The sequence below is a fragment of the Candidatus Thermoplasmatota archaeon genome (assembly GCA_035540375.1).
Taxonomy (GTDB): Archaea; Thermoplasmatota; SW-10-69-26; order JACQPN01; family JAJPHT01; genus DATLGO01.
Window position 1 is genome coordinate 19,435 of record DATLGO010000075.1, and the last position, 25,590, is coordinate 45,024.

At 72.2% G+C, this 25,590-nt stretch carries 26 protein-coding genes; 8 read left to right on the plus strand and 18 right to left on the minus strand.

Annotated features, from left to right (window positions below; genetic code table 11):
* Positions 1-108 precede the first annotated feature (108 nt).
* On the minus strand, positions 109-2,205 hold the full coding sequence (locus VM889_09060) for a V-type ATP synthase subunit I (protein HVL48692.1): 2,097 nt from the start codon (positions 2,203-2,205) through the stop codon (positions 109-111).
* Between the two features lie 6 nt (positions 2,206-2,211).
* Positions 2,212-2,568 carry a hypothetical protein gene (locus VM889_09065; GenBank protein HVL48693.1) on the minus strand — a complete coding sequence of 119 codons (357 nt, stop codon included), beginning with the start codon at positions 2,566-2,568 and terminating at the stop codon, positions 2,212-2,214.
* 115 nt (positions 2,569-2,683) lie between these two features.
* Here VM889_09065 and VM889_09070 point away from each other — a divergent pair, with 115 nt between their 5' ends.
* On the plus strand, positions 2,684-3,115 hold the full coding sequence (locus VM889_09070; protein ID HVL48694.1) for an RNA-binding domain-containing protein: 432 nt from the start codon (positions 2,684-2,686) through the stop codon (positions 3,113-3,115).
* Positions 3,116-3,234: 119 nt separating this feature from the next.
* Positions 3,235-6,924 (plus strand): hypothetical protein, encoded by a 3,690-nt coding sequence (locus tag VM889_09075; GenBank protein ID HVL48695.1) that lies wholly within the window; start codon positions 3,235-3,237, stop codon positions 6,922-6,924.
* Here the strand turns inward: VM889_09075 and VM889_09080 are convergent, their stop codons facing one another.
* Positions 6,925-7,815: a PfkB family carbohydrate kinase gene (locus VM889_09080; protein HVL48696.1), complete on the minus strand. Its 891-nt coding sequence runs from the start codon at positions 7,813-7,815 to the stop codon at positions 6,925-6,927. It lies immediately after the preceding gene.
* 120 nt (positions 7,816-7,935) lie between these two features.
* On the opposite strand from VM889_09080, the gene VM889_09085 reads away from it, so the two are divergent.
* A complete protein-coding gene (locus tag VM889_09085) occupies positions 7,936-8,316 on the plus strand; it encodes an Hsp20/alpha crystallin family protein (GenBank protein ID HVL48697.1) in 381 nt (126 codons plus the stop codon).
* A 42-nt stretch (positions 8,317-8,358) separates the two neighbouring features.
* Entirely contained in the window at positions 8,359-10,179 is a 1,821-nt protein-coding gene (locus tag VM889_09090; GenBank protein ID HVL48698.1) for a hypothetical protein, read from the plus strand.
* Here VM889_09090 and VM889_09095 read toward each other — a convergent pair.
* Positions 10,161-10,700, minus strand: coding sequence for a methanogen output domain 1-containing protein (locus tag VM889_09095; GenBank protein ID HVL48699.1), 540 nt, complete (start codon positions 10,698-10,700; stop codon positions 10,161-10,163). The genes VM889_09090 and VM889_09095 overlap by 19 nt on opposite strands.
* A gap of 83 nt (positions 10,701-10,783) precedes the next feature.
* The gene (locus VM889_09100; protein ID HVL48700.1) at positions 10,784-10,966 is read right to left on the minus strand and encodes a hypothetical protein; all 183 of its coding nucleotides are present in this window, start codon (positions 10,964-10,966) and stop codon (positions 10,784-10,786) included.
* 124 nt (positions 10,967-11,090) lie between these two features.
* Between VM889_09100 and VM889_09105 the strand changes: the two genes are divergently transcribed.
* Together VM889_09105 and VM889_09110 are read left to right on the plus strand one after the other, a co-directional pair.
* The gene (locus tag VM889_09105) at positions 11,091-12,116 is read left to right on the plus strand and encodes a GNAT family N-acetyltransferase (protein ID HVL48701.1); all 1,026 of its coding nucleotides are present in this window, start codon (positions 11,091-11,093) and stop codon (positions 12,114-12,116) included.
* 69 nt (positions 12,117-12,185) lie between these two features.
* Complete coding sequence (locus tag VM889_09110; protein HVL48702.1) at positions 12,186-12,971, plus strand: lysyl oxidase family protein; 786 nt, start codon at positions 12,186-12,188, stop codon at positions 12,969-12,971.
* On the opposite strand, the gene VM889_09115 is transcribed toward VM889_09110, so the two are convergent.
* The 11 genes from VM889_09115 to VM889_09165 are packed head-to-tail and all read right to left on the minus strand — an operon-like array spanning position 12,972 to position 22,056.
* Positions 12,972-14,042, minus strand: coding sequence for an archaeosine biosynthesis radical SAM protein RaSEA (locus tag VM889_09115; GenBank protein ID HVL48703.1), 1,071 nt, complete (start codon positions 14,040-14,042; stop codon positions 12,972-12,974).
* Positions 14,039-15,883, minus strand: coding sequence for an archaeosine synthase subunit alpha (gene arcS, locus VM889_09120; protein ID HVL48704.1), 1,845 nt, complete (start codon positions 15,881-15,883; stop codon positions 14,039-14,041). Before arcS ends, VM889_09115 begins: the two co-directional genes overlap by 4 nt.
* Positions 15,884-15,930: 47 nt before the next feature.
* Positions 15,931-16,845: a hypothetical protein gene (locus VM889_09125; protein ID HVL48705.1), complete on the minus strand. Its 915-nt coding sequence runs from the start codon at positions 16,843-16,845 to the stop codon at positions 15,931-15,933.
* Positions 16,842-17,789: a vWA domain-containing protein gene (locus VM889_09130; protein HVL48706.1), complete on the minus strand. Its 948-nt coding sequence runs from the start codon at positions 17,787-17,789 to the stop codon at positions 16,842-16,844. Before VM889_09130 ends, VM889_09125 begins: the two co-directional genes overlap by 4 nt.
* A gap of 32 nt (positions 17,790-17,821) precedes the next feature.
* Positions 17,822-18,439: a HemK2/MTQ2 family protein methyltransferase gene (locus VM889_09135; GenBank protein HVL48707.1), complete on the minus strand. Its 618-nt coding sequence runs from the start codon at positions 18,437-18,439 to the stop codon at positions 17,822-17,824.
* Positions 18,436-19,233: a 16S rRNA (adenine(1518)-N(6)/adenine(1519)-N(6))-dimethyltransferase RsmA gene (gene rsmA, locus VM889_09140; GenBank protein ID HVL48708.1), complete on the minus strand. Its 798-nt coding sequence runs from the start codon at positions 19,231-19,233 to the stop codon at positions 18,436-18,438. The genes VM889_09135 and rsmA overlap by 4 nt, the downstream gene beginning before the upstream one ends.
* Entirely contained in the window at positions 19,230-19,421 is a 192-nt protein-coding gene (locus tag VM889_09145; protein HVL48709.1) for a hypothetical protein, read from the minus strand. Before VM889_09145 ends, rsmA begins: the two co-directional genes overlap by 4 nt.
* Before the next feature lie 8 nt (positions 19,422-19,429).
* Positions 19,430-20,053: a DUF655 domain-containing protein gene (locus tag VM889_09150; protein HVL48710.1), complete on the minus strand. Its 624-nt coding sequence runs from the start codon at positions 20,051-20,053 to the stop codon at positions 19,430-19,432.
* Positions 20,054-20,072: 19 nt separating this feature from the next.
* On the minus strand, positions 20,073-20,444 hold the full coding sequence (locus VM889_09155; GenBank protein ID HVL48711.1) for an RNA polymerase Rpb4 family protein: 372 nt from the start codon (positions 20,442-20,444) through the stop codon (positions 20,073-20,075).
* A gap of 5 nt (positions 20,445-20,449) precedes the next feature.
* Positions 20,450-20,767, minus strand: coding sequence for a 50S ribosomal protein L21e (locus VM889_09160; GenBank protein HVL48712.1), 318 nt, complete (start codon positions 20,765-20,767; stop codon positions 20,450-20,452).
* A 17-nt stretch (positions 20,768-20,784) separates the two neighbouring features.
* Positions 20,785-22,056, minus strand: a complete 1,272-nt coding sequence (locus VM889_09165; GenBank protein ID HVL48713.1) for a tRNA pseudouridine(54/55) synthase Pus10 — start codon at positions 22,054-22,056, stop codon at positions 20,785-20,787.
* 57 nt (positions 22,057-22,113) lie between these two features.
* On the opposite strand from VM889_09165, the gene VM889_09170 reads away from it, so the two are divergent.
* Both VM889_09170 and VM889_09175 read left to right on the plus strand, forming a co-directional pair.
* Positions 22,114-22,827, plus strand: a complete 714-nt coding sequence (locus VM889_09170; protein HVL48714.1) for a sugar phosphate isomerase/epimerase — start codon at positions 22,114-22,116, stop codon at positions 22,825-22,827.
* A gap of 107 nt (positions 22,828-22,934) precedes the next feature.
* Complete coding sequence (locus VM889_09175; protein HVL48715.1) at positions 22,935-23,810, plus strand: GNAT family N-acetyltransferase; 876 nt, start codon at positions 22,935-22,937, stop codon at positions 23,808-23,810.
* Here the strand turns inward: VM889_09175 and VM889_09180 are convergent.
* Positions 23,807-25,324 (minus strand): amidohydrolase, encoded by a 1,518-nt coding sequence (locus VM889_09180; GenBank protein HVL48716.1) that lies wholly within the window; start codon positions 25,322-25,324, stop codon positions 23,807-23,809. The two genes, VM889_09175 and VM889_09180, sit on opposite strands and share 4 nt — an antisense overlap.
* A 38-nt stretch (positions 25,325-25,362) precedes the next feature.
* Positions 25,363-25,578, minus strand: a complete 216-nt coding sequence (locus VM889_09185; GenBank protein HVL48717.1) for a hypothetical protein — start codon at positions 25,576-25,578, stop codon at positions 25,363-25,365.
* Positions 25,579-25,590 lie beyond the last annotated feature (12 nt).

The window sequence follows — 25,590 nt, forward strand, 5'->3', positions numbered from 1 at the left end:
TCTCGGCGGCCGTGGCCGAGCCGATGACGCCGAGGGTGATCATGAAGAGGCCGGTGCTCATGAGGATGCGGCTGACGGTCTTGCGGACGTTCATTCCGAATATCTCCCTTATTCCGTTGTGAATTCCCTGACTCGCCCGAACGGCGAGAACTTCTTGCCGCCACCCTTGTAGAACTTCGTGAAGAACTCCACGTAGTTCAACCGGATGGCCTGGATGCCCGAGCTCAGGAGCCCGAGGCCGAAGACAAGGAGTTGGCAGATGGCGAAGAGGACGATGCCGACCACGGCGATCACGAGGCTGCCGCCGGTGAGCGTCATCGCGACGAGCGTGAGCCCGTTGAAGGCTGCGACCATCGCGCCCTTCGCGACGCCGACGCCCGCGAGACGCGTGTACGACAGCATGTTCGCGAGGAGCGACGGGACCTCGAGGAGGGCGATCGCGCCTTCCGTGACGACGAGGCCGAGGACGCCGAGGCCGATGAAGGCGCCCGCCATGAGCGGATCGAAGGCTGCGGCGGGCAGGAGCGCGGCGAGGAAGCCGCCGACGCGGGGCGCGAGCGAACCGGCCTGGCTCAGCACGAGGATCATGAAGCCCGAGAGGACGAGGATCCAGCTCGCCTTCGCGATCGCGTGCTTCTTCGAGTGGCCGGCCTCGTTGAGGACGCCGAAGAGGAAGCCGACGCCGAGGTGGAAGAACGCGGCGACGACGGAGAAGATGAGCAGATCGCCCACTTCCGCGAGCTTGTGCACGTAAGGGTGGCCTTCCTTGAACTGCCCCGTGAGGAGGCAGCGCCACGTCGTCTCGGCGTGCGAGGACTGGAAGGCGGCGCACGTGAGCGCCTCGCCGTGGGCCTTCATCTCCTCGACGGCGGTGTGCGGCGCGTCGAAGGGAATGCCGAAGGCGTCCTCGAAGACGAAGAAGCCGAAGGAGAAGGCGACGATACCGGAGACGAGGAACGCGAAGCCGAGTTCGCGGCCGCCGGTGCCGGCCTTCTTGACGAGCTTGAGCAGGAGGAGGCCGACGAGCGCCATGAGGACGCCGTAGCCCGCGTCGCCGATCATGAGCCCGTAGAAGAACGGGAACGTGAGGGCGAGGACGATGGTGGGATCGATCTCGTTCCACTTCGGGACCGAGAACATCTCCGTGAAGAACTGGAACTGGTTGGCGCCCGCCGCGTTCTTGAGCTTGGTCGGGGGCTCCTCGTGCGCGGCGGTCTCGCCGTGCGTCTCGACGAGGTGCTCCGGGCCGTGCCCGTGGGCGTGGTGGTCCGCCGCGCGCTCGCGCTCGACAATGTGCACGTTGCCCGACGTCGCCTGGTCGAGGGCAGCCTTGAGGGAGCCGACGTCCTCGGCGGGGACCCAGGCGTCGACCGCGAAGGCGTGCTCCGTCGAGGCGAACGTGAGCGGGGCTTCGGCCTTCTCGACCTCGATCGCGAGATGCTCCTCGGCCGCAAGGAGGAAGTCGCCGTGGCGCGCCGCGAGGTCCGCGAGGCGCGATTCCGACTGCTCGAGGCGGACCTTGAGGCCCGCGCGCTCCTGCTCGATCGCGGCGAGGCGCGCGGGGATGGAGCCCGCGCCCTCGGGCACGCTCGTTTCGCGGTAGCCGGCCTTGAAGAGCGCGTCCGCGACGGCGTCGCGCGAGGCGACGGGCGCGAAGACGGCGACGAGGTTGCCCTCGCCGCGGAAGACCTCCGCGTCCGGCGCGGCCGCGCGGATTGCGGCGTCAACGGGCTCGGCGGTCGCGCCGACGAAGACCGCGAGGCTCTCGTAGCCGCGGAAGTCCTCGAGATCGAACGGAAGGGAGGCGAGGGGGCGCAGGCGCGTCTCCTCCTCGGTGAGCGCGTCGATCGCGGCCTGAGCCTTCGCCTTGGACTCGGCGGCGCCGGCGACGTCCTGCTCGGCCGCGAAGACCGCGGTCTCGAGCTGTTCGTCGATCGCGCGGCCCGCGCTCGCGCGCGCGGGCTTCTTGCCCTCGAGGCCGAGGGCGCGGATCATGCCGCGGATGCGCACGAGGCGCTCCGAGGCCTTGGAGGATTCAGGAAGGGAGCGGCCGAGCCGGAAGTCGGCGAACGCGGCGTCGCGTCCCTCGACGTGATCCACGATGTGCGCGACGCGGAGCTTGTAGAGCGTCTCGATGATCGCGCGTTCGCGGTCCCGCGAGGAGATGACGAGGACCCGCTGCATCGGTTCCGGCTTGAGCGCCATGGATCCTCACTTGCCCGAGAGCCCGATCTTGCTCTCGAAATTCTTCACGAGGACGTCCACGGCCTTCGCGAACTCGGGGCCCTTCGTGCGGCCGCGGAGCTTGGTGGCCTCGGCGTCGCCGGCCTTGAGGATCTTGGCGCGGTCCTGCGCGACGGCGGCCTTCGCGCCCTCGAGCGCGGCCGTGTGGGCGAGATCGGCGTCCTTGCGGGCCTTCTCGACGACGTCCGCCGCGCGGCGCTCGGCTTCGCGGAGGAGGCGCGCCTTCTCGCGGGCCGCCTCTTCCTTGAGGCGACGGACCTCGGATTCGGCCTTCTTGACCTCGCGCAGAGCCTCGGCCGCCTGCATGGGGATCGAGGCGTGCAAGTCTATGGGACTATTTGTACGTTTGCCGGGTCGAAATTCCTCGGGAAATTACGATTCCCGGGACAAGGCGCCCGCTCGCGAACGCTTTATCGCCAGGGCGGCGGCTTCGCGCGCCGTGCGACGCATCCGCATCCGGGCGCCCATCCGCGCCACCGAGGACCCCGCGAAGGTCGAGGCCGCGGTCAGGAACGTCTTCCCCGACGCCCTCGTCGAGATCGCCCCCGATGGCCTCGTCGCGCAGGCCGAGAGCCTGGACCGGCTCGCGGAGCTCATCGCCAACCACCGCATCCCCGACAGCGCGCGCGGCGGGATGCTGCGGGGACACCCCCACGGCGCCGCATCGCTCGCGTTCCGGCTCGGCAAGCAGGCGGCCGCAGCCGGCCGACCGCACTTCTCGCCCCCCGCCTCCGCGCTCGGCGACATCGAGGTGGGCCTCGAAGCCGAGTCCGAGGAGGCGCTCCTGCGATGGGTCTATGCGACCGCGCCCGACACCACCGTGGACGCCGCCCTCGCGACGGTGCCTCCCCCGTACCGACCCGCTCCCTGACGCATGGCGCAGAACGTTTTCCCCAGGAAATCCGGTCGCGGAGGAGTTCGTATGACATCGCGCGCGTGCGCATGGGTATAATAGGGAGTATGCTCTGTCCGCATGCGGGGCAGTGACACATGAGCGGATCAGAGCGATCTCTACGAGCGGCGATCTCGCTCCTCGTGATCGTGGGGCTCGTCGCCACCGCGAAGCCGGTCGCCGCCGCCGAGACCGACCCCCCGTTCACGACCGCGACGCCTTCGGGCACGCTCGGGTCGAACGGTTGGTACCGGGCGAGCCCGGTGACCGTCGCGTTCGCCGCCATCGACAACGGGAGCGGGGTCGACACGACGTATCGCCGCATCGGCGCGAATCCCTTCGTCGCGGGCAACGCCATCTCCGTCACGACCGACGGCACGAACGTCGTCCAATACTACTCCACGGACCGCGACGGGAACGTCGAAACGACCCGCAGCCTGACGGTCCGGCTCGACACGCGCGACCCCCGCGCCATCATCACGAACCCGCCGGGAGCCGTCATCGACCCCGCGTCTCCGACCGTGCGCCGCTACAGCGCGGGCGTCAGCATCGCGGTGAGCTACCAGGACTTCCCCGGCGGATCGGGGATCTCCAACCGCTCGTACTTCCTCACGAAGGACGGCGTCGTCGGAGCCTGGACCGCGTACACCGACCCCGTCGCGGTCTCGGGCGAGGGCACGTACACCTTCACCGCGGTCGCCATCGACGTCGCCGGTCGCGAAGGGCGCGCGTCGCTCCAGTTCGCGATCGACACGACGCCCCCCGCGCTCTCGCTCGCGGCGATTCCCGCCGTCGCCGCGGGCGCGATGCCGCTGCGCCTCGCGGCCTCCGAGACGCTCGCCGCCTCGCCCGCGCCCTCCGCCGACCTCGACGGGCCCGGGTGCGCGCCGTGCACCGTGACCTTCGAACGCGCGACCAAGTTCACGTGGGTCGCCGTGTTCGAGGCCCCCGCCGCCGGGACCTACGCCGTCGACGTCGAGGCCAAGGACATCACGGGCAATGCGGGAACCCTCTCGACGACCCTCGTCGCCGCGCCGACGGGTCCCGCCGACACCGGTCTGACGCCCGCGCCCGGGAGCATCCTCGCCGCCCGTCCCGCGAGCGTGACCGCGACCTTCGCCACGCCCGTGGTCGCGCGCGCGGTCCTCCTCGACGGCGGCTTCGGCCTCCTCACGACCGCGCCCGCGGCCACGACCGCGACCGCCACGCTCGGCCACCAGGGCCCGGGCCCGCACGTCGCGGGTCTCTCCGTGGTCGACGGCGCCCACGCGCGCACCGTGGCGACGAACTACCTCGTCGCTCCGCAGGCGCCGATGCTCTCGGGCCTCGGCGTGCCCGACGCCGTCCCCGCGAACGCCCGCGTTCGGGCCTACGTGAACGCGAGCGCGGAGGGCGCGGGACTCGCGTCCGTCACCATCGCGGGAGCGCCCGCGCGGTGGCTCAGGGACACGCTCTGGGTCGCCGACGTCGGCCCCGTCGCGGAGGGCGCGACGATCGAGTTCGACGTCCAGGCCACGACCCTCGCGGGCGTCACGGCGATCCTCGACGGACCCGTCCGGACCGCGGGGGCGCCCGGCGCGGGCGTCGCGCCCGGCGTGGAACCCGGCGCGCTCGCGTGGGACGGGCGTCATCTCCGCGCCAACGGGGCCTCCGGGCCCACGGGCGCCGGCGCGCTCGACGGACGGGCGCTCGTCGCCCCCGAGGGAGGCGCCGCGGCCTGGGTCACCGGCGTCGCGACGGCGAACGGCGGCCGCACCGACGTTGTCTTCGATCTCGACGCCTTCGGACCGGGCCTGTTGCGCGTCCGCGCGCTCTGGATCAACGATACGGCCGCCGATCTCGCCGCGGGCTTCGCGCCCTTCACCGTCCTCCGCGCGGCGACGACCGCCCCGACGCTCGTCGATCTCACCCTTCCGGCCTCCGCGACGCAGGGCCTCGTGCGCGTCACCGCCAACGTCTCCGGGGCCGACCGCGCGCGGCTCGTCTGGAACCTGACGGATCCGCTCGCGGGCGCGCCCGCCGACGCCCGTTTCGCCGAGCCCTCGACCGTGTCGAGCGCGGGCGGGATCCTCTCCGTCACCTTCGACCTCCAGCTCACGCCGGGCCTGCTGTGGGCGCGTCTCGAGGCGCACGACGCCCGCAACGGCCGGCTTCTCACGCCCGCGAAGGCGCTCCACGTCACCGACTCGCAGGCGCCCGCGCTCTTCGCGCCGCAGCCGGCGAGCGGCCGCATCGTCGACGTGAAGCGCCCCGTCATCGGCCTCTCCTGGGCGGACCCCTCGGGCGTCGATGTCGCCTCGGTGGTCGTGCAGGTGAACGGCCAGACCGTTCCCGCCACCTCGCTCACGCTGACCGGCGGCGGCTTCACGCACGTCCCGGCCGCGGACCTCGACGGCTCGGTCACGGTTTCCGTCGACGTCAAGGACGCCTTCGGCCGGCTCGCCCACTTCGACTGGACCTTCACGGTCGGGAACGCCCCCGGCTCGACGACGAACCTCGGGCTCCCGGCCCCCTGCGCCGCGCAGGACCAGGTGGGGACGGGCTCCGAGGTGTCCTGCCCGGGCGCCGCGGGATCCGACGCGACGAACACGACCGGCGGGGCCTTCGAGACCGAGCCTCCCGCGATCCTCGCGCACGGTCCCGTCGGGGTCGTGCGCGACGCCGCCCCGTCGCTCACGCTCCGGTACCGCGACGCGGCGAGCGCGATTCCCGCCACCGGCGTGCTCGTGGACCTCGACGGACGCCGCATCGCCGTTTCCGCCACGAACGAATCCGCGACCGCGACCCTCGCGGGCCTCGCCCCCGGCCCCCACCGGCTCGAAGCGACGGTGGACGACGCGCGCGGCAACCGCGCGCGGCTCGCATGGACCTTCTGGTACGCCCCTCCCGGAGCCGCTTTCGACGCGGCGGGCGGCGCGCTCACGGTGCCCGGCGTCGGCGTCCTCGACCCGCGCGGCGCGGGCAACGCCACGGTCGTCGTCGAGACGCGCGACGGGGCGCTTCATCTTGCGGGCTTCGCCGACGGGGGCCTCGCGTCCGTGCGCGTCGTCTCCGCCGAGCCCTTCCTCCTCGGGCCTAAGCCGCTCGTCGCGGGCGCGGATCTCGCGCTTCCCGCCATCGTGCGCGGGAACGCCGCGGCCCCGACGCTCGCCTTCGAGACACCCTCGCCGATCGCGGGATCGCTTCGCGCGCGGGTCACCGGGCATGGTCTCGCGCCCCTCGAGGTGCGCGTCGCGCTCGTCGGGGCGCCGTCCAACTGGCCGACCGGGCCCGGGATCGCGGTCGTCGGGGTAGACGGGGGCGCGACAGTCTACGACGTGGACCTCAAGGGCCTCCCGGAGGGAGCGTGGATCGCGCTTGCGACCGTCCACGACGCGTGGGGACGCGCCGCCCGAGCGAACGCGACGTTCGCGTGGGACGAGACGCGCCCCGTCGCCTCGTTCTCGTACAAGCCGGGCGCGACCGCATTCGACGTCCTCGCGCGCGACGCGGGCGGCATCCGGTCCGTCCGGCTCCTTCTCAATGGCGTGGAGCGGGTGAACGCGACGTTCGACGCGCGGGAGAACGGATCGCGGGTCGTCACGGTCCCGCTCGAAGGCCCGCTTCCCCCGGGCAACCACTCGGTCGTCGTCGAGACGACGGACTTCGCGGGCAATCTCGCGAGGACCGAAGGCTGGATCGATCTTCCCGCGTCCGTCGACGTCCCGACCCAGCGCATCCCGGCGCCGTCCCTTCTCGCGATCGTCTCGCTTCTCGGCGTCGCCGCGCTCCTCGCCCGCCGCCGCTGATCAGAGCGGCCAGCGCCCGAAGGTCGCGGCATATCGCGCGGCGACGGCGCGCGCGTCCGGAAGCGACGTCTGCGGCCCGAGTGTTTCCACCGCGAAGGCCGCGGAGGCGCTCGCGACGCGCGCCGCGTCCTCGAAGCCGAGTCCGCCGGCAAGGGCTAAAAGATAGCCCGCGCGGTGCGCATCGCCCGCCCCCGTCGCGTCCACGAGCTGCGCGGGCACGGCGGGAATGACCGTCGAGCCCGCGGCCGTGTGGACGAGCGTCCCTTCGCCGCCGCGCGTTTCCACGACGGCATCGACGCCCGTTTTCAGCATGGCCCTGATCGCAAGCGCGGGCGAGGCTCGGGCGAGGCGATCGAGCTCGCGCTTGTTGCCGAACCACACGTCGACGTGCGGAAGACACGCTTCGATGTCGGCGATCGGCCGGTGGTACACTTCCTGGCCGGGGTCGAACGTCACGTACTCGGCCCGCTCCATGTGCGCGGGATAGGCGGGAATCTCGCCCGCGCTGAAATGCGCGAGGTCCGTCTCCCGGACGGGCATCGCGGCGAGCCGCGTCGAGGCGCCCGGGTGGAAGAAGAGCACCTGGTGCCCATCGGGCGCGTTGAAGATGAACGCGTGCGCCGTCGCTTCCTCCACGCGGACGAGCCGCGAGAGATCGACCCCCAGCTTCGCGAGCGCCCGCTCGTACGCGCTTCCCCCGAAATCGGGTCCGACCGTCGCCGCGAGCGCGGGGCGAGCGCCGAGGGCGCCGAGGCGGGCCGCGACGTTGCCCGCGGCTCCACCCGGGACCAACGCGAGGCTTGCGACCCGCGCGGTCGATTCGGGCTCCGGCAATCGATCGACGAGGCCGACCGTGTCGAAGGCCACCGAGCCGAAGACCGTGACGCGCACACGCGTCGAAGCGTGCGACCCGGCTTGAATCATCCTGCCCGATCCGTCGCGAATCATCGACTCTTGCGCCAGACGGCTTATCCTGAACAGAGGGCGACCGAAGCCTGGTGATCGGGACTGGTGCGCTCACCCTCCGATGAGATCGATCCGAAGGGCCTTCGCGCGGACTTCACCTGGCGGCCGCGCGCGCCCGACATCGAGATCATCGAGGAGACGGACGCGCTCATCGTCGCCTGCGAGATTCCGGGCGCCGAGCGCGAAGACATCCGCGTCGACGTGAGCCCCCAGCGCGTCGTGATTTCCGCCCTCGCCCGCGGCATCGACGCCGTGAAGGGGTACCTCCGCCGCGAACGGTTTCCGAGCTTCGAGCGCTCGATCGCCCTCCCGTCGGAGGTCCGGCCGGACGCCGCCGAAGCCCACTTCAACAACGGCGTGCTCGAGGTCGTTCTGCCCAAGCGCGTCGGGGGCGGCGTCGGCGTCTACCGCCTCCCGGCGGAATGAACCGGCCAAGGGTTTAACATCCGCGCCGCGTCTCGCGGCGCGATGTCCGTCCTCTCGGGCGCCCGCTCGGCGACCGCCGAGGCTTCATGGCGCGCCTTTGCGACCCCCGCCTTCGTGCGCGTCGCGCTCGCCCTCGTGCTCCTCGCAGCCCTCGCCGCGCGGCTCGCCCCCCTCGCCACGTTCGCGGTCTGGGGTTCCGATTCGGGCGAATACCTGTACCTCACCGAGAGGCTCGTCGCCGACGGGCGCCACGTCGCGGAGTACGAGGGATGGGGGATCGTGTATCCGTCCTTCCCCGGATTCTACGCGCTTGCCGGCGCCGTCGCGGCCGCGACGGGCCTCGACGTCGCGACGGCCGTCGCCCTGACCGGCCCGGTTGTCGGGGCGCTCGTCGTTTTCGGGGTCTTCATCGTGGCTCGGGCCGTGAGCGGCGACCCGCTCGTCGGCCTCGCCGCGTCCGCGATCGTCGCGCTCGCCGCGCCCCACGTCATCGTCACGAGCCACGCGATGCCCGGCACGGTCGGCCACCTGCTCGCGCTGCTCGCGATCGTATCGCTGCTTCTCGCCTACGACGACCGCCGCTTCGTCGTTCCGCTCGCCCTCGCGGGGATCGCGGTCCTCGCAACGCACCATCTCACGACGTACTTCCTTGTCGGCGCCGTCGTGGGCATCGCCTTCCTGCGGGAGCTCGGAGCGAAGACGACCTCGCGCCGGCGTCTCGCCGTCGAGGCGCCCTTCGCCCTCGCGCTCGCGCTCGCGGCCGCCTCGCTCTGGCTCGGCCTCCCCACCTTCCGCGAGCGCATCGTGGCCGACGCCTTCGATTCGAGCCCCTACCTCGCGGCGGGCGCCTTCCTCGCGATCCTCGCGGCGCTCCCCATGGCCGTCCTCGCGCGGCGCCATCTCGCCCCGCGCGTCGAGCACCGGCCGCGCCTCCCCGGGCCCCGTTTCTGGGCGGTCGCGAGCGCGGCATCGCTTCTCGTGCCGGTCGCCGCCACCATCGTGTTCATGGGCACGGCGGTTCCGGGAACGGCCATCGCCGCGACGCCCGCGACCGTCCTCTACGCCGCGCCGGTCTTCGCGGCCCTCGCCGTCGCGGGGCTCGGGGGCGCGTACCTCATGTTCCACCGCGACGGCCTCGCGGTGAGCGCCTGGGCCCTCGCCATCGCGGGTTCCCTCGCCTTCGCGGCCGCGACGGCAAACGAGGTCCTTCCCGCCTACCGGCACGTCGAATACATCCTCGAGCCCCTCGCGATCCTTGCCGGCGCGGGATGGATCGCCGCCTGGCGATGGGCCGCGACGGCCGCGCGCGACGAGGCCCGTCGACGATCGGTGCGCCGCGTCGCCTGGATGGGCGCGATCGTCCTCGTGGTCGCGCTCGCGTTCACGAGCCAGCCGCCGCGCGAGGCCGTCGGCGGCTTCGAGGAAGGCGTGACGCACGAGGAGATGGCCGCGATCCGGTGGGTCCGGGACCATCCGGACGTCGTTCCTCCGGGCTCGGTCGTCGCGGCCGACCACCGTCTTTCCTCCCTGCTCTTCGGCGTCGCGGGCATGCGCGGCACGTGGGACTACGCGATCGAGACCTTCCACGCGCCGACGTTCGACGCCGCCCGCCGCGAGATGTCGAGCGTGGACCTGCCTTCGGGCAACGCGCAGCGCGTCGAGTTCGTGATGCTCTCGCCCATCACGCGCGAGGGGGTCATCGTGGGGCAGTTCGAGACGGCGCGCCCGATGACGGACGCGGCGTGGGGCAAGTTCTTCATCGACGAGCGATACGTGGAAGTCTATCGCGAGCCCGGCATCGAGCGCGGCGAGACCGGCGTATACCTCTTCCGCGTCACGGGCCTTCAGTCGGGGCCGCGGTAGTGCTCGACCCAGGGGGACCGGGTCTTCGGCGCGGCTGCGCCGAGAAGAATGGTGACGCGGCACCCCTCGTCGCCGCGCGCGATCGCCTTCTCGATCTCGACGGTGGCCGCGCCGAAATGCCGCGCCGCGACCCCGCCGAACACGCTCGAGGTCATCTTGCAGAGCGCGGGCCGACCCTTGACCTCGTCGCCGAACGGGCACCGGCGGTTCGTGAGGACCAGGCGCGACGAACTCGCGGATTCGACCGAGAAATCGCCGCGGATGCGTCGTTTGACCTCGACGAGGATCTTGCCGACGTCGTCCGGGGAGAAGCGGCCTTCGGGATCCTTGACGACACCTTGGGCGACGGCCCGCTCGAGGTCCTCGGCCATCCCGAGGCCCACCAGGCTCACGACCTCGCGGGCTTGTTTATCGCCCATGACGGCGGTCAACTCGGCGGCAAGGTCGCCCACGAGACGCGTCGCGAACGTCGTCAGGTCCAGACCCTTGATCTCCGTGGCCTTGCCCGGGGGGCGCGCCATAGGTTGAGGCAAGCCGCCCGATAGTCATATACCCGCGGATGATCGGCCGTTTCATCTACCGTCGGGGGAGGTTGTCTGTGAGGTCACGGACGGGGTTCCGACGGTCGGAACGAGCGCAGGAAGGCGAAACGCCCGGACTTGCGCGCGACCCACGCGCGCCGCTCCTCCGCGCTCATCGATCGGTAGCAGTCGCGGCAGAGTCCTGCATCCTTCCGCGATTCGTGGATGTAGTGGGCGGGCTCGCCGCAGGCGCAGGCGTGGTCCATGCCCTGCGCTCGGTCGCTCGTGACTTTGTACCTTGTCCTCGTGCCCCTCGGGATCGCGCGGAAATGTCCACGTGCGACCGGCTCTTGAACCAGAGGCCTTTCCCCCTGTCACCCGGCCGGCCCCTTGGGACTGCGCATGATGGACGAGGCTCGAACGATCGGGATCCGCGAAGCGATGGCCGACCCCGCCTGGACGCGGGATTTTCCCTCCGCGTTCGCGCACCCGGGATACCTCGCCGCAGCGGCCCGCGGTGGCCCCGCTCCGGGGAGGCCCCTGCTCCTCGAGGCGGACGCCGGCGGTAAGGGTCCGACGCGCTGGGGGCTCGTCGAATACGCGAAATTCGGCTTCGTCGGCTCGGCGGCCTGGACCGAGCCCGTGCTTGCGGAAGGCGCCGACCGCGCGCGAGCCTGGAGGAGCCTCCTCGAAACGCTGCGCCGACGCGGCCACGCCATCCTGCGCATGAACTGCGTGTCGAGCCTGCGATGGAGCGACGACGACGTCCAGGCCGCGGCCGATGCCGCCCGCGCCCTCGGCGCGCGCGTCGCGACCTCGAACTACGGGACGTACGTCAACGACCTGAGCCTCTCCGAAGCCGACCGCTTCAAGGCCCTCGACGAATCGCACCGACGCAAGGTCAAGGCGGCGATCCGCGAGAAGCTCGGCTTCGAGACCCTCGACGTCGCCGCGTTCGAGGATTACGTCCGCATGAGCGACGCGACGTTCGCCCGTCAGGGCATCCCGGGTCCCTCCCGCGCCTACCTCGAAGGCCTCCGCGACACCCCGAGCCACTTCACGTTCCACGCCGCTCGCAACGCGGAAGGCGTCCCCCAGGCCGTCGCCCTCATCGCGCACGACCGCGGCACCGCCTACTACCTCCACGGCGGAAGCGGCTTGCGTCCGGCCAAGGGGGCCGGCAACTGGCTCCACTGGGCGCTCATGAACCACCTCGCGGCCCGCGGCATCGCGCGATACGACTTCGGAGGCGTCGACCTCAGGCCCGTCCACGGACAGAGCGACGGCATCCGCGCCTTCAAGAAAAGCTTCGGCGGCGAATTCCGCGAATACCGCGCCATCGACGTCGTCTTCTCGCCCGTCAAGCATCGCCTCATCGAGACCGGGCGCGCGCTCGCGGCGAAGGTCGGGCTCTGAACGGCCGAGGCGCGACCACCCGCATCGTTGCTCCACAAACCCTTTCCCGGTTTCGTCGAGCCCACGCGCATGAACGGGCGCGTGGTGGCCCTCGTGATCGGAGCCCTGGCGGCGGCGAGCGTCTCGGCAGCGGCGGTTCTCATGGCCGCGGGACAGTCCGAGGAACCGAAAGCCGATCAGGATCCCGGACCCGCGCGCTGCGCCGACGGCTGCCCCGACCTCGTCGTCGACGAGTTCACCCTCCGCCGCGACCTCAAGCAGGAGAACATGAGCTTCGGGGCCGCCTCGTGCGCGGTGCGCGAAGGCATGGCGCCCGAGGGCGACCACAACTACCTGCGCTTCTCCATCACGACCCTGAACATCGGCAACGCCGATCTCAAGCTCGGCAACCCGCAGACCCAGCCCGACTTCTTCGAGTTCCAGCCGTGCCACGACCACTACCATTTCCAGAACTACGCGGTCTTCCGCCTCTGGGACGTCTCGGCGTACCTCGAGTACCGCGACCTGCGCGACAAGAACCCGGAAGCGACGGCCGACGACATCCTGCTCACGAACCCGCACCTCAAGGACGGGTTCTTCGCGGGCACCAAGGTCGGCTTCTGCCTGCGGGACACGAGCGGGCCCCGCGGCGTCATGCCCGCGGGCACGCCGCGCTACAGCGACTGCATGGTCGACCAGGGCATCAGCGTCGGGTGGGGCGACCTCTACGACTACACGGTCCACGGGCAGTGGATCATGATCGACGGCGCGACGTCCGGCGCCTACTACCTCGAGGTCGAAGTCAACCCGCTCCGCATCCTCGAGGAGTCGGACTACACGAACAACGCGCTCGCGATCCGGATCAACCTGGCGTGATCACGCGTCGTCCGCAAGCTCCCCGATCGGCCCCTGGTGGAACCCTTCGAGGTCGAGGACGTCGCGCCACGTCTCCTGGCACGCGCACGCAAGCGACGAGAAGACGCGCACGTCCTGGCTCACATTGAAGGCCTGGATCGCGGCGAGGACGTGGTCGTCGCACGTTCCGCAATTGTGCGCGCCGCGGTGCTTGCCGCCCGCGACGGGGTCGCTCTTCACGGGCGTCGACGTCGCCTCCTTCGCGCGCTTCAGGACCTCGACCACGCTCCAGAGCCACGGGGGGCGGTACTGGCCGCGCGTCCAGAGCCGCTCGACGAGCGTGTTCTTCTGGATGTTCATCGGGTTGAACGAGACGGTGGAGGCGTGCGGGCCCGCAAGGCGCGCGGTCGCGACGGCGTCCTCGATGGCCTCCGCCTCCGTGAGGTACGGCGGCTTCACCATCGTGTAGGCCTTGAGCGTCGCGCCGTGGGCGGCGGCCGCCTTCGCGGCGGCCTCGAAGTCGGCGAGGAAGAACTCCTTGTTGACGCTGTAGCGCGCGACGGCGGGGTTCGCGCTCTCGAGGCCGACGCCGACCTCGAGCTTGAGGTCGACCCGCTTCGCCTTCGCGACGGCCGCGACGCGCGATTCGGTCACGTCGGGCGCCTGCGCCTCGACGTTGAGCTTCCGCACGCTCCCGGGCACGAGAGCGACGATGGCGCTCTGCGCCTCCTCGGCGACCTCGTACGGGTCGAAGAAGGAGCCGGAGGTGTAGATCTTCAGGATGGGCTCGCCCTTGTACGAGGCGAGCGCCTTCGTGAATTGCGTGATCAGCTCCTTCGCCTCGATCTTGCGGACGAACGAGTCGTTCACGTAGCCGCAGAACGTGCAGCCTCCGCCGAGCGCCCAGCGGCAGCCCCGCGTGCGGAGGATGACGACGAACGCCTGGACCTCCTTGCCCTCCCACCGGTCGGGCTGCGTGAACGTGGTCGAGGGCTCCGTGGGGTCGTCGTCGCGCACCGTCAGGCGGCGCGCCTCCCGCGAGGCCTTCGCGAGGGGCTGGTAGAACGCGACCTTGGTGAATTCGGGCGTCATTTCCTCGCCTCCTTCGCGGCAACGTGGTGGCGACCGACGACCGCGACGCCTCGTCGAACCTCCGTCATCTCGCTCCCCGCGAGCGCCGCCCGGCCGACGCCGCGGATGTCGCCCGCGTGGTGGAGGACCACCTCGTCCCCGGGACGGACCTCGCGGTCGGCGCCCTTGACGCCGACGCAGAAGACGCTGCCTTTCGGAACGAAGTCCTCGATCTCCACGCGGTACGCGCCGCGCTCGAGGAGGCGGCGGCCGCCGTCGAGCGTGAGCGACAAGAGCCCGCGGTCGGTGAGCATCGCGAGCTGCGTCTCGCCGTCGAAGAGGCGCACGAACGGGGTCTTCCCGCGCGCCGTCGCGCCTTCCGCGAGCGACCGTCCGGCTTCGCCGAACTGCCAGCTCGCGACGGCCGCGAGATCGTCCGCCATGCGGTCGCGCCACGTGACGCGCGGGCCGTCGGCCGTGGCGTCGTTGAGCGCGCGAACGAGCGCGCCGAGGCTCTCGTTCGAGAGCGGGTCGCCTTCGACCGTGTGCTCGAAGTCGGTCAGCACGGGCGCGACGATCTCCATCTCCGTTTCGTCGAGGTGGACGATGACGCGGTCGTACTTGTTGCGCTCGAGGAGCGCGTCGAGGGCGCCGCGGATCATCGCGCGCTCGTCCTCGTCCCAGTGGCCCGTGACGGGGAGATCGTACTGCGCGGCCGGGTAGACGCGCTCCAGCTCGCGCGGCACGACGCCCAGGGGCGAAGTGACGATGACCTCGTGCACGGCGGCGCGACCGGGAACGCGCTCGAGCCATTCCGCGATGCGGCGGTGCGTGCGCGACTCGCTGTAGGGCTTGCGCGCCGAGCAGGGGAGGAGGAGCAGGACCCGAGCGCTCTCGGGCTTGCGGTAGCGCGACTCGATGCGGCGGCGGAAACGCTCGACCTCGGGCCTCTGGAGGCTCTCCTTGCTCGTCGCCGCGAGGACGCCTTCGCGGATGAGCGGGGCGCGCTCCTCGAAGTGGTCGTGGTGCTCGAGGTCGAAGCGGCGTAGGTGCGCGGCCATCTCGGGCGTCGCGCGGATGCGCGTCTCCACGAGGTCGCGCAGGCGGCCCGCCTCGATCGCGGCCGCGACGCGGGCGCGTTCCGTCTCGACGGCCGCAAGCGCGTGGCTTGTAAGCCAATCGAAACCGGTCGCGCCCGAAACGCAGGCGTCGCAGCGGCACGGCCGCGCGCCCGCGCGCTCGACCGCGGCCGCGTCCATCGGGCCCTCGGGCGTGAGATACTGGCCCTGGCGCGCGGCGAGGAGCGCGGCCGAGGAATCGAAGACGTCGATGCCCGCGTAGGCGAGGAGGGCCATCTCGTGCGGGAGGCCGCAGCCCGGCGCGTAGAGGAGGCGACCCGCGCCGACCGAGCGGCGCAGCGTCGTGACGTGGGCCGCGAGCGCGTAGGGGTTCGCAACGAGCGCGCGCGCGGAGCCCATGACGACGAGGTCCGACGCGTCGGTCGGCATGGCGGCGCGCGGGTCGATGGCCACGAGGGCCTGGCCCTTCGCGAGCGCGCCCTCGTTCTCCGCGTGGCCCGCGGCGAGAAGGTCCGCGCCCGAGGCGGGCGCGTACGGCAGCTCGGGGGCGATGGAGACGGCGGCGCCCGGCGCGGGCGCGAGAGGCGAGAAGCGCGAGCCGAGGTCCTGCACCCAGGGGCGATCCCCGGCGGGGGCGCGGCGCGCGAGGAGCGCCTTCGCGTGCGCGGGGGCGGGGTGGCGATCGGTGTCGACGTAGAGGACGACGGGCGTCTCGACGTCGGTTGCCCCGAGCGTCCAGCGCGCCCGGCGGGCCCATCCGTCGCGGGCGAGGACCTCGATCATGGACGTCGCACGTACAGGCTTTGCCTATAAAACGCTTGGGTCCTGGGCTATTCCTTCGAGCGTCCGAAGCGGAAGCGCTTCTTCTCCGGCGGCGTCGCGTCCCCCGGGGGCGCGGCCTCCGCGCGTGCGCGCTTCGGCCAGGCGAAGCGGCGCTTGCCGCTCGCGCTTTCGATCGCGTCGTCGGCGGCCGCCGTCGTGTCCCCGTCCGGCTTGCGGCCGAGCTTCGGGAGCCCGAAGCGGCGCTTCGGCCCCTCGTCCGGCTGCGCCGCCTTCTCCTCGGAGGGCTTGTCGCGCCTGAGGCCCGGGATCGAGAACCTCGACTTCGGCTCCGGCGCGCTCGACGCCTTGACCTCGAGCCCGTCGACCACGGATCGAACGTCCTCGAGCTCTCGACCGCGGTGGCCCGTGACGCTCACGAGGGTCGTGCGCTCCTCGCCCTTGCTCGTGCGGTAGCGGGCCTCGGCGACGAAGCTCTGACCGGTGCGGTAGAGCACCTCCGCGTGGAGGAGATGGCCGTGGACGTTGTGGTCCACGACGGCGCGCTCCTCGTCGGTGAGCGGCTCGACCGGGTCGCGCGTCGCGCGCTCCGGGACGAGCTCGCGCGCGAGCGCCTCGGGGCCGGGCGGCGTCTCGACGGCGGCGGCGCGCGCGGGCGCCACGGGCTCGGGGGCCACGGATTCGACCGCCGGCGCCGGCTCGGAGGCGGGCGCCGCGCCTTCGGGCGCCGGGAGCGCGTCGACGGCGTTGCGGATCTCGTCGAGGGAATCGTGCCGCGCCGGAATCCAGCTCCGTTCGTGGAACTCGACTTCCGCCGCGTCGCCCGCGACGGCGCGCTCGCGGCGACGCTTCTCGTCGCGCGGCGTGCGATCGAGCGCAACGACGCTGATGGTTTCGCGGCTCTCCTCGCGCGTCTCGCGCTCGACCTCGTCCTGCCGCGATTCGGTGCCGTTCTTGCGCGTCATGGGGATTCGTCCTTCTTCTTGAAGCGCCGCGCGAGGGCCGGCGTCTCGGCCTCCTCGTCGGTCAGCGCGCGGATCACGATCTCGAAATCGACCTCTTCGCCTCCGGGGGACGCGAGGTCGTCGCGCCAAGCGGGGTCGAGGTCGGCGGCGCGCGCGAGGGCTTCGAACGCGGCGCGGAAACCGTCGCGCGCAAGCGTTCCGCCGGAGCGGTGGGCGAGCGCCGCGAGCCCGGCGGCCCCGTCCTTCGAGAGGTCGAGGACGTGCACGGCGACTCCGAGCCGCCGCGCCCGATCGCCGAGCGCGGCGCCATCCTTCGGGTCGTCGTCCGTCACGAGGAGGATCGCGTGGCGGTTCGCGGGGTCGGCCGCTTCGAGCAGCGCGGCGAGGGCCGCATCCATCGCTTCGGGCGCACGGGCGCGACCGCGCGGCGCGACCTCGGCGAGACCGCCGAGCGCCGCGCGCTCGAGCGGCGCGAAGGCTGGCTTCGCCGACCGGGGCGGGTGGACGCCCGCCGGCGCATGGAAAGCGACTTCGCCCGCGAACGTTGCGAGCGCGGCGGAGCGCACGAGGTCGCCGGCCTGGCGTTGGAAGGCCTCGAGGTGGCGCCGCGCCTGCGCGAGCCGGCGCGCGCCGGAGGCGTCGGGGCGTCCCATCGACCAGGAGGCGTCGACGAGCAGGACGACGTCGAAGACGTCGCGCTTCGCGAGGGGGGCTGGAAAGACCAGCTCGACCACCGTGTCGGTGGAGACTTTCGCCGGCGAGCGCGGCTCGACCGCGACGACCACGAGCTCGGCGCCCGCGGCCTCGAATCCGTCGCGCGCGGCGAGGATGCGCCCCGCGAGGCTCGCGGCCTCCACGTCCCGCGCGAGCGCGAGCGCCCCCGCCTCGGAGGCGGGCGCGGCGAGGGGACGGAGGACCACGCGGGTCGCCCTCGGGGCCTTCATGGCCGCGCCAAAGTCCAGCCCGATCATAATACTTATGAGGACGACAACCGCAGGACGCGGATCGCCTCGAAGAAGAATCGCTCCTCCGCGACGGTCCGGGCCGCAAACCCGAGCGCCTCCGCGCGAGCCTCGAAGCGCGCGAGGTTGCCTCGGGTCGAGAGCACGACGAAGGCGTCGCCCCCCGGGGCGAGGCGCGGCGCGAGGCCTTCGAGGAAGGCGAGCGCGACCTCCACCCCCTCGTCGCCGCCGTGGAAGGCGCGGTCGATGTCGCCCGCGAGCCGCTCCTCCTCGGTCGAGGGCAGGTAGGGCGCGTTGAAGGTGGCGCGCGCGAAAAGCGGCCGCTCGGGAAAGGCCGCCCAGAGGTCGGAAACGACCGCCTCGACGCGGTCCGCGACCCCGTTCGCGGCTGCGTTCGCGCGCGCGAGCCTCGCCGCCCGCGGGTTCACGTCCGCCGCGACGACGCGGCGTGCGCCGGCCCGGGCGAGCGCGATCGCGGCCGCGCCCGTGCCCGTGCCCATGTCGATCGCGTCCCCGCGCATCGGCCGGCGAGGGATGGACTCGACGAGGAGCCACGTGTCCTCGGCGGGCACGTAAACGTCGGGGTCGAGCGCAAGCCGGAAGCCGCGCTCCTCGAGGATGGCGTCGCTCACGACGCGCCCCCGGGAAGGCGCGCGTGGAGCCAGTCCGCGACCGCGCCGAACGTCTCGGGCGCGAGCGTTTCGGGGCGCGCTTCGCGGTGCGGGAGGTCGGCGAGGAGGGGCTTGAGGGCCGCTTCGTCGACCTCGAGGAGGTGGCTCGCGTGCCTGAGACCGCTCGCAAGCGTCTTGCGCCGTTGGGTGAACGCGGCCGCGACGAGCCTCAGGAAGAGCCCCTCGTCCGCGACCGGGAAGGCCGGCTCGGCGCGCGGCCGCACGCGCACGAGCGCGCTTTCGACCTTTGGAGGCGGGAAGAACACGCCGGGCGGGACGCGCTCGACGATCTCGCAGCGCGCGCGGTACGTCGCGTGCACGCTCAGCCGACCGTAGGCGTCCGTCGCGGGCTTCGCGACGAGCCGCTCCGCGAACTCGCGCTGGTACATGAGGACCGCGACGCTCCACCCGGGGTGATCGAGAAGCCGGAACGTGACCGGGCTCGAGATCTGGTAGGGCAGGTTCGCGACGATCTTGTCGACCTTCGGCAGATCGACCTCGAGGGCGTCGCCCTTCACGATCTCCACGTTCGGGATCGCTTCCCCGGCGAGGACGTCCGCGAGGTCGCGGTCCAGCTCGACGGCGACGACGCGGCGCGCCTTCGCGGCGAGGGCCCGCGTGAGGATGCCGCGGCCGGGCCCGATCTCGAGCACGACGTCGTCGGGTCCGACGTCGGCATGGCGCACCGCGCGCTCGGCGACGCGGGCGTCGGTGAGGAAGTGCTGGCCGAGGCTCTTTTTCGGCCGGTCGTTCATGGCTCGATCCAGAACTCGCGGCCGAACAGCGCGTAGAGCGCGACCGCGACGCCCACGACCATCGCGGCCGTGTTCACGGTTTCGACGCCCCTCTGGCTCGCGTCCACCGCGCCCGCGATGACGGCGAGGACGCCGAGACCGATGCCGGCGAGTCGCCACGCGGGCGGACGCGTCCTGCGCAGGAGCATGCGGGCCCTCAACGGGGAGGGCCGCGCGGGGGCCCGCGCGACGGGCCGCGGGGACCGAAGCTCGGCTCCTCGGGCGCCGGGGGCTGCACGAAGAGGTGGTACTTCTGGTTCGGGTCCGTGATCTCGGTCTCGATGCGGTGGGCGATGAGCTTCTCGGGCTGGTGGAGCGCCTTCACGCGGTCGTCCATCTCCTTGAAGCTCTTGAAGAGGCCGCGCTTGCGCTCCTCCACGATGGCCCACATGAGCTTCTTGCCGAGGCCCGGAAGGAGCTCCAGCATGTGCATGCGGGTCGTGATGGGGCCGGCCTCGTTGTAGAACTTGAGGAAGCGCTCCTCCTGGGCCTTCACCATCTGCTCGACGACGAAGCGGAGCTCGCTCACGGCCGCGTGCGTCATCTCCTCGTGGCGGACGCGTCCGCGCACGTGGTCGACGGGCGAGGATTCGCGAAGTGTCGGGTCGCGCCCGAGGTAGACGCGGTCCCCGACGAGCATGTTCGCGCCATGCCTGGGCACGAGCTCGAGGAGCACGAAGTTGCGCTCACCGACGGAGTAGGCGATCGGGTCGCTCCGCCGCGTGTCGTCCGGACGCCCGCGGGGGAGGAAGTCCAGCACGTAGGCCCAGTCCTCGACCATGGAGAATCACCCAGCCTCGTCACGGCATGTAAGCCCGGACGATCTCAAGTATCTTCTCGATCTCCGAGGGCTCCGGCGCGATGCGGTCCTTCGCGAAGATCGCGCGGACATCGTCCTCGTGCTTGGGCGCGAGGTCGGCGATCTTGTAGGCGTGGAACGGGGTGACCTTGCCGCCGATGTCCATGAGCTTCGCCATGAGCTCGGCGTTCTTGTCGGCTTCGGCGCGCGCGAAGATCGTCGCGTGCTCGAGCGAAAGCTTCTGCTCGTAGGCGAGACCTTCGACCTCGCCGCGGGCCTCGTTCTCGCGCTCGAGGAGCGCCTTGACCTCGGCGAGGGGGACGAAGCGGGCCTGCGGCTCCGCGGTCGCCTCGACGCTCGTCTTCTGAGCCATGGAAATCACTCCTTCTTCGCCGTGGCCGAGACGGGCACTTCCCAGAGGTGCTCGGGCCGGGCGATGATCGACTTCATCTTGCCGCCGACGCGGATGGCGACGACGTAGGCGTCACCGCGGCGCTCGATGACGCGGCCGGTGAAGCCCTGGAACCGGACGTGGGGCGTCCCCTTGTGGACGCTCGGGTTGATCTTGATCGTGACCGAGGTGCCCTCGTCGTACGTGCGCAGCGTGTGCGTGATCGGCGGCATGCCACGCTCGCGGTGGGGCTTCGTCATCTTGTGGCGGGACTTGGACCTCTGGCCCTTGGATCGGACAACCATGTTTTCGAACCTCCGTTTTACGCTACAGGGGGAGCGTCGCCCGGCGCGCCGGCATCGTCGTATTGCACGTCGATGATGTCCAGCTCCGTCACCCGGGCCGGGACGCCGACGAGTTCCGCGAGCGAGGGCGTCGTGCGTCCCTCGTCGCCGGACACGAGTTCCTTGATGTACAGGCCCGCGTCGCCGCGGACCCGGATCACGGCCCTCGCGCCCTCGGCGGCCTCCACGGCGGCGTCGACCACCGTGCGGTCGCGGACCTTGTCCGCGCGCCGGTGTTCGACCCTGGATGGCGTGCGCTGGGCGATTGCCGAACCCCGCAGAGCGGCTACGGCTTTATTAAGGTTCTCTTGCCCGACCTCGCGCTCGAACGCCACGACGGCGCGGTATTCCTTCGTGCCGCGGAAGTCCTTCACGGCCACGACCTCCGCCTTGCGGGCGGGCCTCAGGCCGAGGACCTCGACGCGCCCCGCCGCGTGCGCGTTGATGGCCTTCTCCAGGGCGGCGCAGTCGAGCGCGCGCTTCCTCGGATCCTTGAGCTCGAGGACGAACGGCCGACCCGGACCCAGGCACCGCGCGTCGATGTCCTCGCGGCCCGCGCCGTGGAACGCGCTCTCGGTCGCGCCCGCCTCCCGGCGCGGGATCTCCTCGACGAGCTCCTGCACGCTCGTCGCGTAGAGCTTCCCCGTCCCGTCGCACTGCACGCAGCCGCGTCCCCTGCAGCGCCGGCACGGCCACACCGTCTGCGGGATCCCGCGCTCGTGCTTGCGGTAGCGGCCGTAGAGGAAGAGCCCGCCGTGCTGCAGCTCCACGACGTCGAAGCGCGTGTCGATGATCGCCGCCACGTCCGGATCCTTGAAATCCACCGTGCCGCCCACGCGACCCTGGAGCCGCTTCCCGATCTCGCGGTTGAGCTCCGTGTTCACGTTCTCGGCCTTCTGGGCGTCCACCTGCGCCTTCGCGCGCAGGGCGCCCTCGCGCTCGGAGACGAGCGGGTCGAGGCGCGTCCCGACGAGGTACGTCGAGAACTCGATGCCCGCGAGCGCATCCGCCGCAAGCGATGCGAACTTCTCCAATTCGTCGAAGAGCCCCTCGCACACCTCGCACGCCGCGCTCGCGACGCCCGCCTCGAGCCCCGCGGCGCGCCGCACGATGGCCGCGCGCTCCGGGTTCGTAAGCCCCGTCTCGACGCGCCCGAAGAGGCGGCCGAGACAATGGTCGCAAAGGGACGCGTCCTCGACGGCGCGGCGCGCCTGTTCGAGGATGGGCGGGGATTCGAGGTCGCGCGTCACGCGGCGCCGATGGCCCGTCCCCCATAAGGCCTTTGGGCCCGAGCGTGTTCGCGCCGCGTGCGGATCGGCTGCTCCACGACGCCCGGCGCGCCCCTCGCCCCCGAGCTCGCGCGCCTCGCAGGGCTCGGCTTCGACTTTGCTGAGGTCGCGCTCACGTTCGACGACGCGCGCCTCGAGCGCCTCGAGACCGGGGGCCTCCCGATCGAGACCGCGCACCTGCCCGACGTCGACTTCGGCGACGCCGACCTCGCCCGCGCAAGCGCGCTCGCCGACCTCGCGATCGCCGCGGGCGCGCGGACGCTCGTCATCCACGGCGCCGTGCGCGGCGGCGAGGGCGCCCCGCTCGAACGCAAGGCCGCGTGGCTCGAGGACCTCGCCGCGGGGGTCGCGGCGAAGGGCGCGCGCCTCGCCTTCGAGCACACCGACGAGGACGCCGCCACGATCGGGCGCATCCTCGACCTTGCTCCGACGGCAGGCTTCTGCCTGGACACGGGGCACGCGAACCTGATGACGCCCGACAACCGCAGTCTCGATCTCATCGAGACGTTCGCCGACCGCCTGATCGAGGTGCACCTGAGCGACAACCGGGGCGGCCGCGAGGAGTCGGACGACCTCCACCTGCCGCTCGGCGAGGGGACGGTCCGCTTCGGGCCCATCGCGCGAGCGCTCAAGGCGCGGCGCTGGGACGGGCCCGTCGTGGTCGAGGTCTGGCACGGCGGGTACGAGGACCGGGGACGGGCGCTCGCGCTCGCGCGGCGGTTGTTGGCTTAAGCTCGACAGGCCACCTGCGCCTGGTATCGCCGCGACCTCGGGGGAGCCCACAAATCCCTTCCGTTCGAGCCGCAGCCTTGATGCCCCGCGCGCGGCCTCGCCCCCGCGTGGCCGTATTCGTCGAGCCCAACCCGGACCCCGCCGTCGCGGCGGCGTCCGAGCGCGCCGTCGGCTGGCCGCGCACGGACGCGGAGCTTGCGCGCCGCTTCGCGCTCCCCGGTTCGCTGCACCTCGTCGCGCGCGACTCGAAGGGTCCGGCGCTCGCGACGGCGTCGTGCGTCGTCCACGACGGCTGGCGCGACGTCGCGCCCGGCGGCCTCGCGTGGATCGGCGGCATGGCGGTCGATGCGAAGGCGCGCGGCCGCGGCCTCGGGGCGGCGCTCCTCGACGGGCTTCTCGCGCACGCGCGGGCGCGGGACGTCTCCGTGATCGGGCTCGACGCGACGCGCGAGGGACGACCGCTCTACGAGCGCGCGGGCTTTGGCGAGGTCGACGTTTCCGAACGGTGGTCGCTCCCGCCCTCCGCGACCGCGAAACCGCCCGCGACCCCGCCCGGCGACCACGCGGTGTACCCGATCTCCTCGTGCGAGATCATGGACCTCGTCGCCTTCGACGCGCCCCGCTTCGGCGCCTCGCGCGGCCCGCTCCTTGCGGCGCTTCTCGCCGCGTTCCCGGAGCGCTCGTTCGTGACGTTCTCGCGCTCGACGGGCGCCATCACCGGCCTCGTGTGCGGCCAGGAGCGTCACGTGGGCCCGTGGGTCGCGGACGACCCGGTCGCGGCCGCGTGGCTCCTGCACGCGTGCGTGGCGGCGGGCACGCCGCCCTTCGTGATGGCGCCTCGGTCGAACACGCGCGCCGCGGAGGCGCTCGCGTCGCTCGGCTACGCGCGGGACGGCATCGCGTGCGCGCGCATGACGATCGGCGGGCCGCTGCGGGCCCGGCGAGACGCCGTGTACGGCATCGCCGCGTGGGCGCTCGGCTAGAGCGCGCCGTGCACGACGCGGCCGCCGAGGATCGTGGCGGCGACCCGCGCGTCCTTCACGCGCGTCGCATCCTCGCGCGGGTCGCGGTCGAGGACGACGAGGTCCGCGAGCTTGCCCGCGGAGACGCTTCCCTTCTCCTGCTCGGCGTGCTCGGCGTAGGCCGCGCCGATCGTGTACGCGCGGAGCGCCTCGTCGACGGTGAGGCGTTGCGCGGGCGTGGGCGCGTTCGCGGCCGCGTGGATGCCCGCGAGGGGGCCGAACGGCATGTGGTCGGAGCCGAACGCGACGGCGACGTCCTGGTCGAGGAGGACCCGCAATCGGTTGTGCGCGCCGACCGCGGCCTCGCCGAGGCGGGCCTCGTACATCATGCCCGGGTGGCCCCATTCGCCGATGAAGTTCGGCTGCACGCTCGCGACGATGCCGAGCTTCGCCATCGCGCGGGCCTGGCCGTCGTCGAACAGTTCCAGGTGCTCGATGCGGTGCCGTCGGGCGCGCGGCTCGCCTTCGGGGAGCTTCGCGTAGACGTCGAGGCACTGGGCGATCGCGGCGTCGCCGATCGCGTGGATTGCGAGCTGGAGGCCCGCGGCCGAGACGCGGCGCGCGAGGTCCGCGAGGCGCTCGCGATCGAAAAGGAGCTGGCCCTGTCCGCCACCCGCGTACTGGCCGCGGAGCGCGGCCGTCCTCGACCCGATGCTCCCGTCGGCGAAGAGCTTGACGCCGCCGACGCGCAGGAACGCGTCGCCGAAGCCGGCTCGAAGGGCGAGCGCCTCGAGGGGTTCGACGGAGGGTTCGCGGAAGAGGCACCACACGCGCAGGCCGAGCCGCCCCGCGGCGCGCGCCTCCTGGAGGGCCGCGAAGTCCGCGGCGTCGACGATGCATTGCGCGCTCGTGACGCCGAGGGCCTGCGCCTGCCGGACGATGGCGTCGACGCCTTTCACGCGCGTCGCGGGCGCGGGCGCGACGGCGTCCCACACGCGGTAGAAGTCGTCCTCGCGCACGTGACCGTCGGGGAAGCGCGCGGGGTCAAGGCCCGCGCGCGCGAGCGCGGCCTGCGTCGCGACGCCCATGTGCATGTCGACGCGCGCGAGCACCGCGGCGCGGCCCTTCGCGGCCTGCTCGATTTCGGCGCGCGTCGGCATCGCGCGCGCGTCGCGCCACTTGCTCTCGTCCCATCCGTAGCCGACGACCCAGCCGTCCTCGGGCGTGAGCCCCGCGCGCGCCGCGACGGCTTCGAGGAGCTCGCTCTTCGCGGTCACGTTCGAGAGGTTGAGCCTGAGCGCGAGAACGCCGTACGTCACAAGGTGCGTATGCGCGTCGATGAAGCCCGGAACGACGGTCTTCCCGCGGAGGTCCGCGATGCGCGTGCCTGGACCGGCGAACGCGCGGCACGCCGCCTCGTCGCCGACGGCGAGGATGCGGTCGCCCGCGATCGCGACCGCGCTCGCGGTCGGCGCGTCCCTCTCCATCGTGAGGACGTTCGCGTTCACGAGGAGGAGGTCCGCTTCGCGCGCCACGCGCGGCGATGGTCGGCGGGCGGCAAGAACGCTTGCTTTCAGGCCGGCTTCTCCACGTGCTTCCCGTCGGCCCAGGCCTGCCGCGCGCCCTTCGCGTCGACGACCTCGTCGACGATGGCCTTGCACGCCATGCACCGGAAGCCGTAGCGGCGCTCCCCCTCGGCGCCCGGCGTGCAGGGTTCCGCCTTGAACTCGATGAACTTCGCGTCCGCGCGGCACGAGGGGCAGCGGGCCGCAAAGACCATGGCTGGCATCGACGGGCGATG

Bases quoted from the DNA above. Each gene is read 5' to 3' on its own strand.
- VM889_09060 (HVL48692.1), bottom strand. From the start codon at position 2,205: ATGGCGCTCAAGCCGGAACCGATGCAGCGGGTCCTCGTCATCTCCTCG.
- VM889_09075 (HVL48695.1), top strand. From the start codon at position 3,235: ATGAGCGGATCAGAGCGATCTCTACGAGCGGCGATCTCGCTCCTCGTG.
- VM889_09090 (HVL48698.1), top strand. From the start codon at position 8,359: ATGTCCGTCCTCTCGGGCGCCCGCTCGGCGACCGCCGAGGCTTCATGG.
- VM889_09095 (HVL48699.1), bottom strand. From the start codon at position 10,700: ATGGCGCGCCCCCCGGGCAAGGCCACGGAGATCAAGGGTCTGGACCTG.
- VM889_09100 (HVL48700.1), bottom strand. From the start codon at position 10,966: ATGGACCACGCCTGCGCCTGCGGCGAGCCCGCCCACTACATCCACGAA.
- VM889_09110 (HVL48702.1), top strand. From the start codon at position 12,186: ATGAACGGGCGCGTGGTGGCCCTCGTGATCGGAGCCCTGGCGGCGGCG.
- VM889_09115 (HVL48703.1), bottom strand. From the start codon at position 14,042: ATGACGCCCGAATTCACCAAGGTCGCGTTCTACCAGCCCCTCGCGAAG.
- arcS (HVL48704.1), bottom strand. From the start codon at position 15,883: ATGATCGAGGTCCTCGCCCGCGACGGATGGGCCCGCCGGGCGCGCTGG.
- VM889_09125 (HVL48705.1), bottom strand. From the start codon at position 16,845: ATGACGCGCAAGAACGGCACCGAATCGCGGCAGGACGAGGTCGAGCGC.
- VM889_09130 (HVL48706.1), bottom strand. From the start codon at position 17,789: ATGAAGGCCCCGAGGGCGACCCGCGTGGTCCTCCGTCCCCTCGCCGCG.
- rsmA (HVL48708.1), bottom strand. From the start codon at position 19,233: ATGAACGACCGGCCGAAAAAGAGCCTCGGCCAGCACTTCCTCACCGAC.
- VM889_09145 (HVL48709.1), bottom strand. From the start codon at position 19,421: ATGCTCCTGCGCAGGACGCGTCCGCCCGCGTGGCGACTCGCCGGCATC.
- VM889_09150 (HVL48710.1), bottom strand. From the start codon at position 20,053: ATGGTCGAGGACTGGGCCTACGTGCTGGACTTCCTCCCCCGCGGGCGT.
- VM889_09155 (HVL48711.1), bottom strand. From the start codon at position 20,444: ATGGCTCAGAAGACGAGCGTCGAGGCGACCGCGGAGCCGCAGGCCCGC.
- VM889_09160 (HVL48712.1), bottom strand. From the start codon at position 20,767: ATGGTTGTCCGATCCAAGGGCCAGAGGTCCAAGTCCCGCCACAAGATG.
- VM889_09185 (HVL48717.1), bottom strand. From the start codon at position 25,578: ATGCCAGCCATGGTCTTTGCGGCCCGCTGCCCCTCGTGCCGCGCGGAC.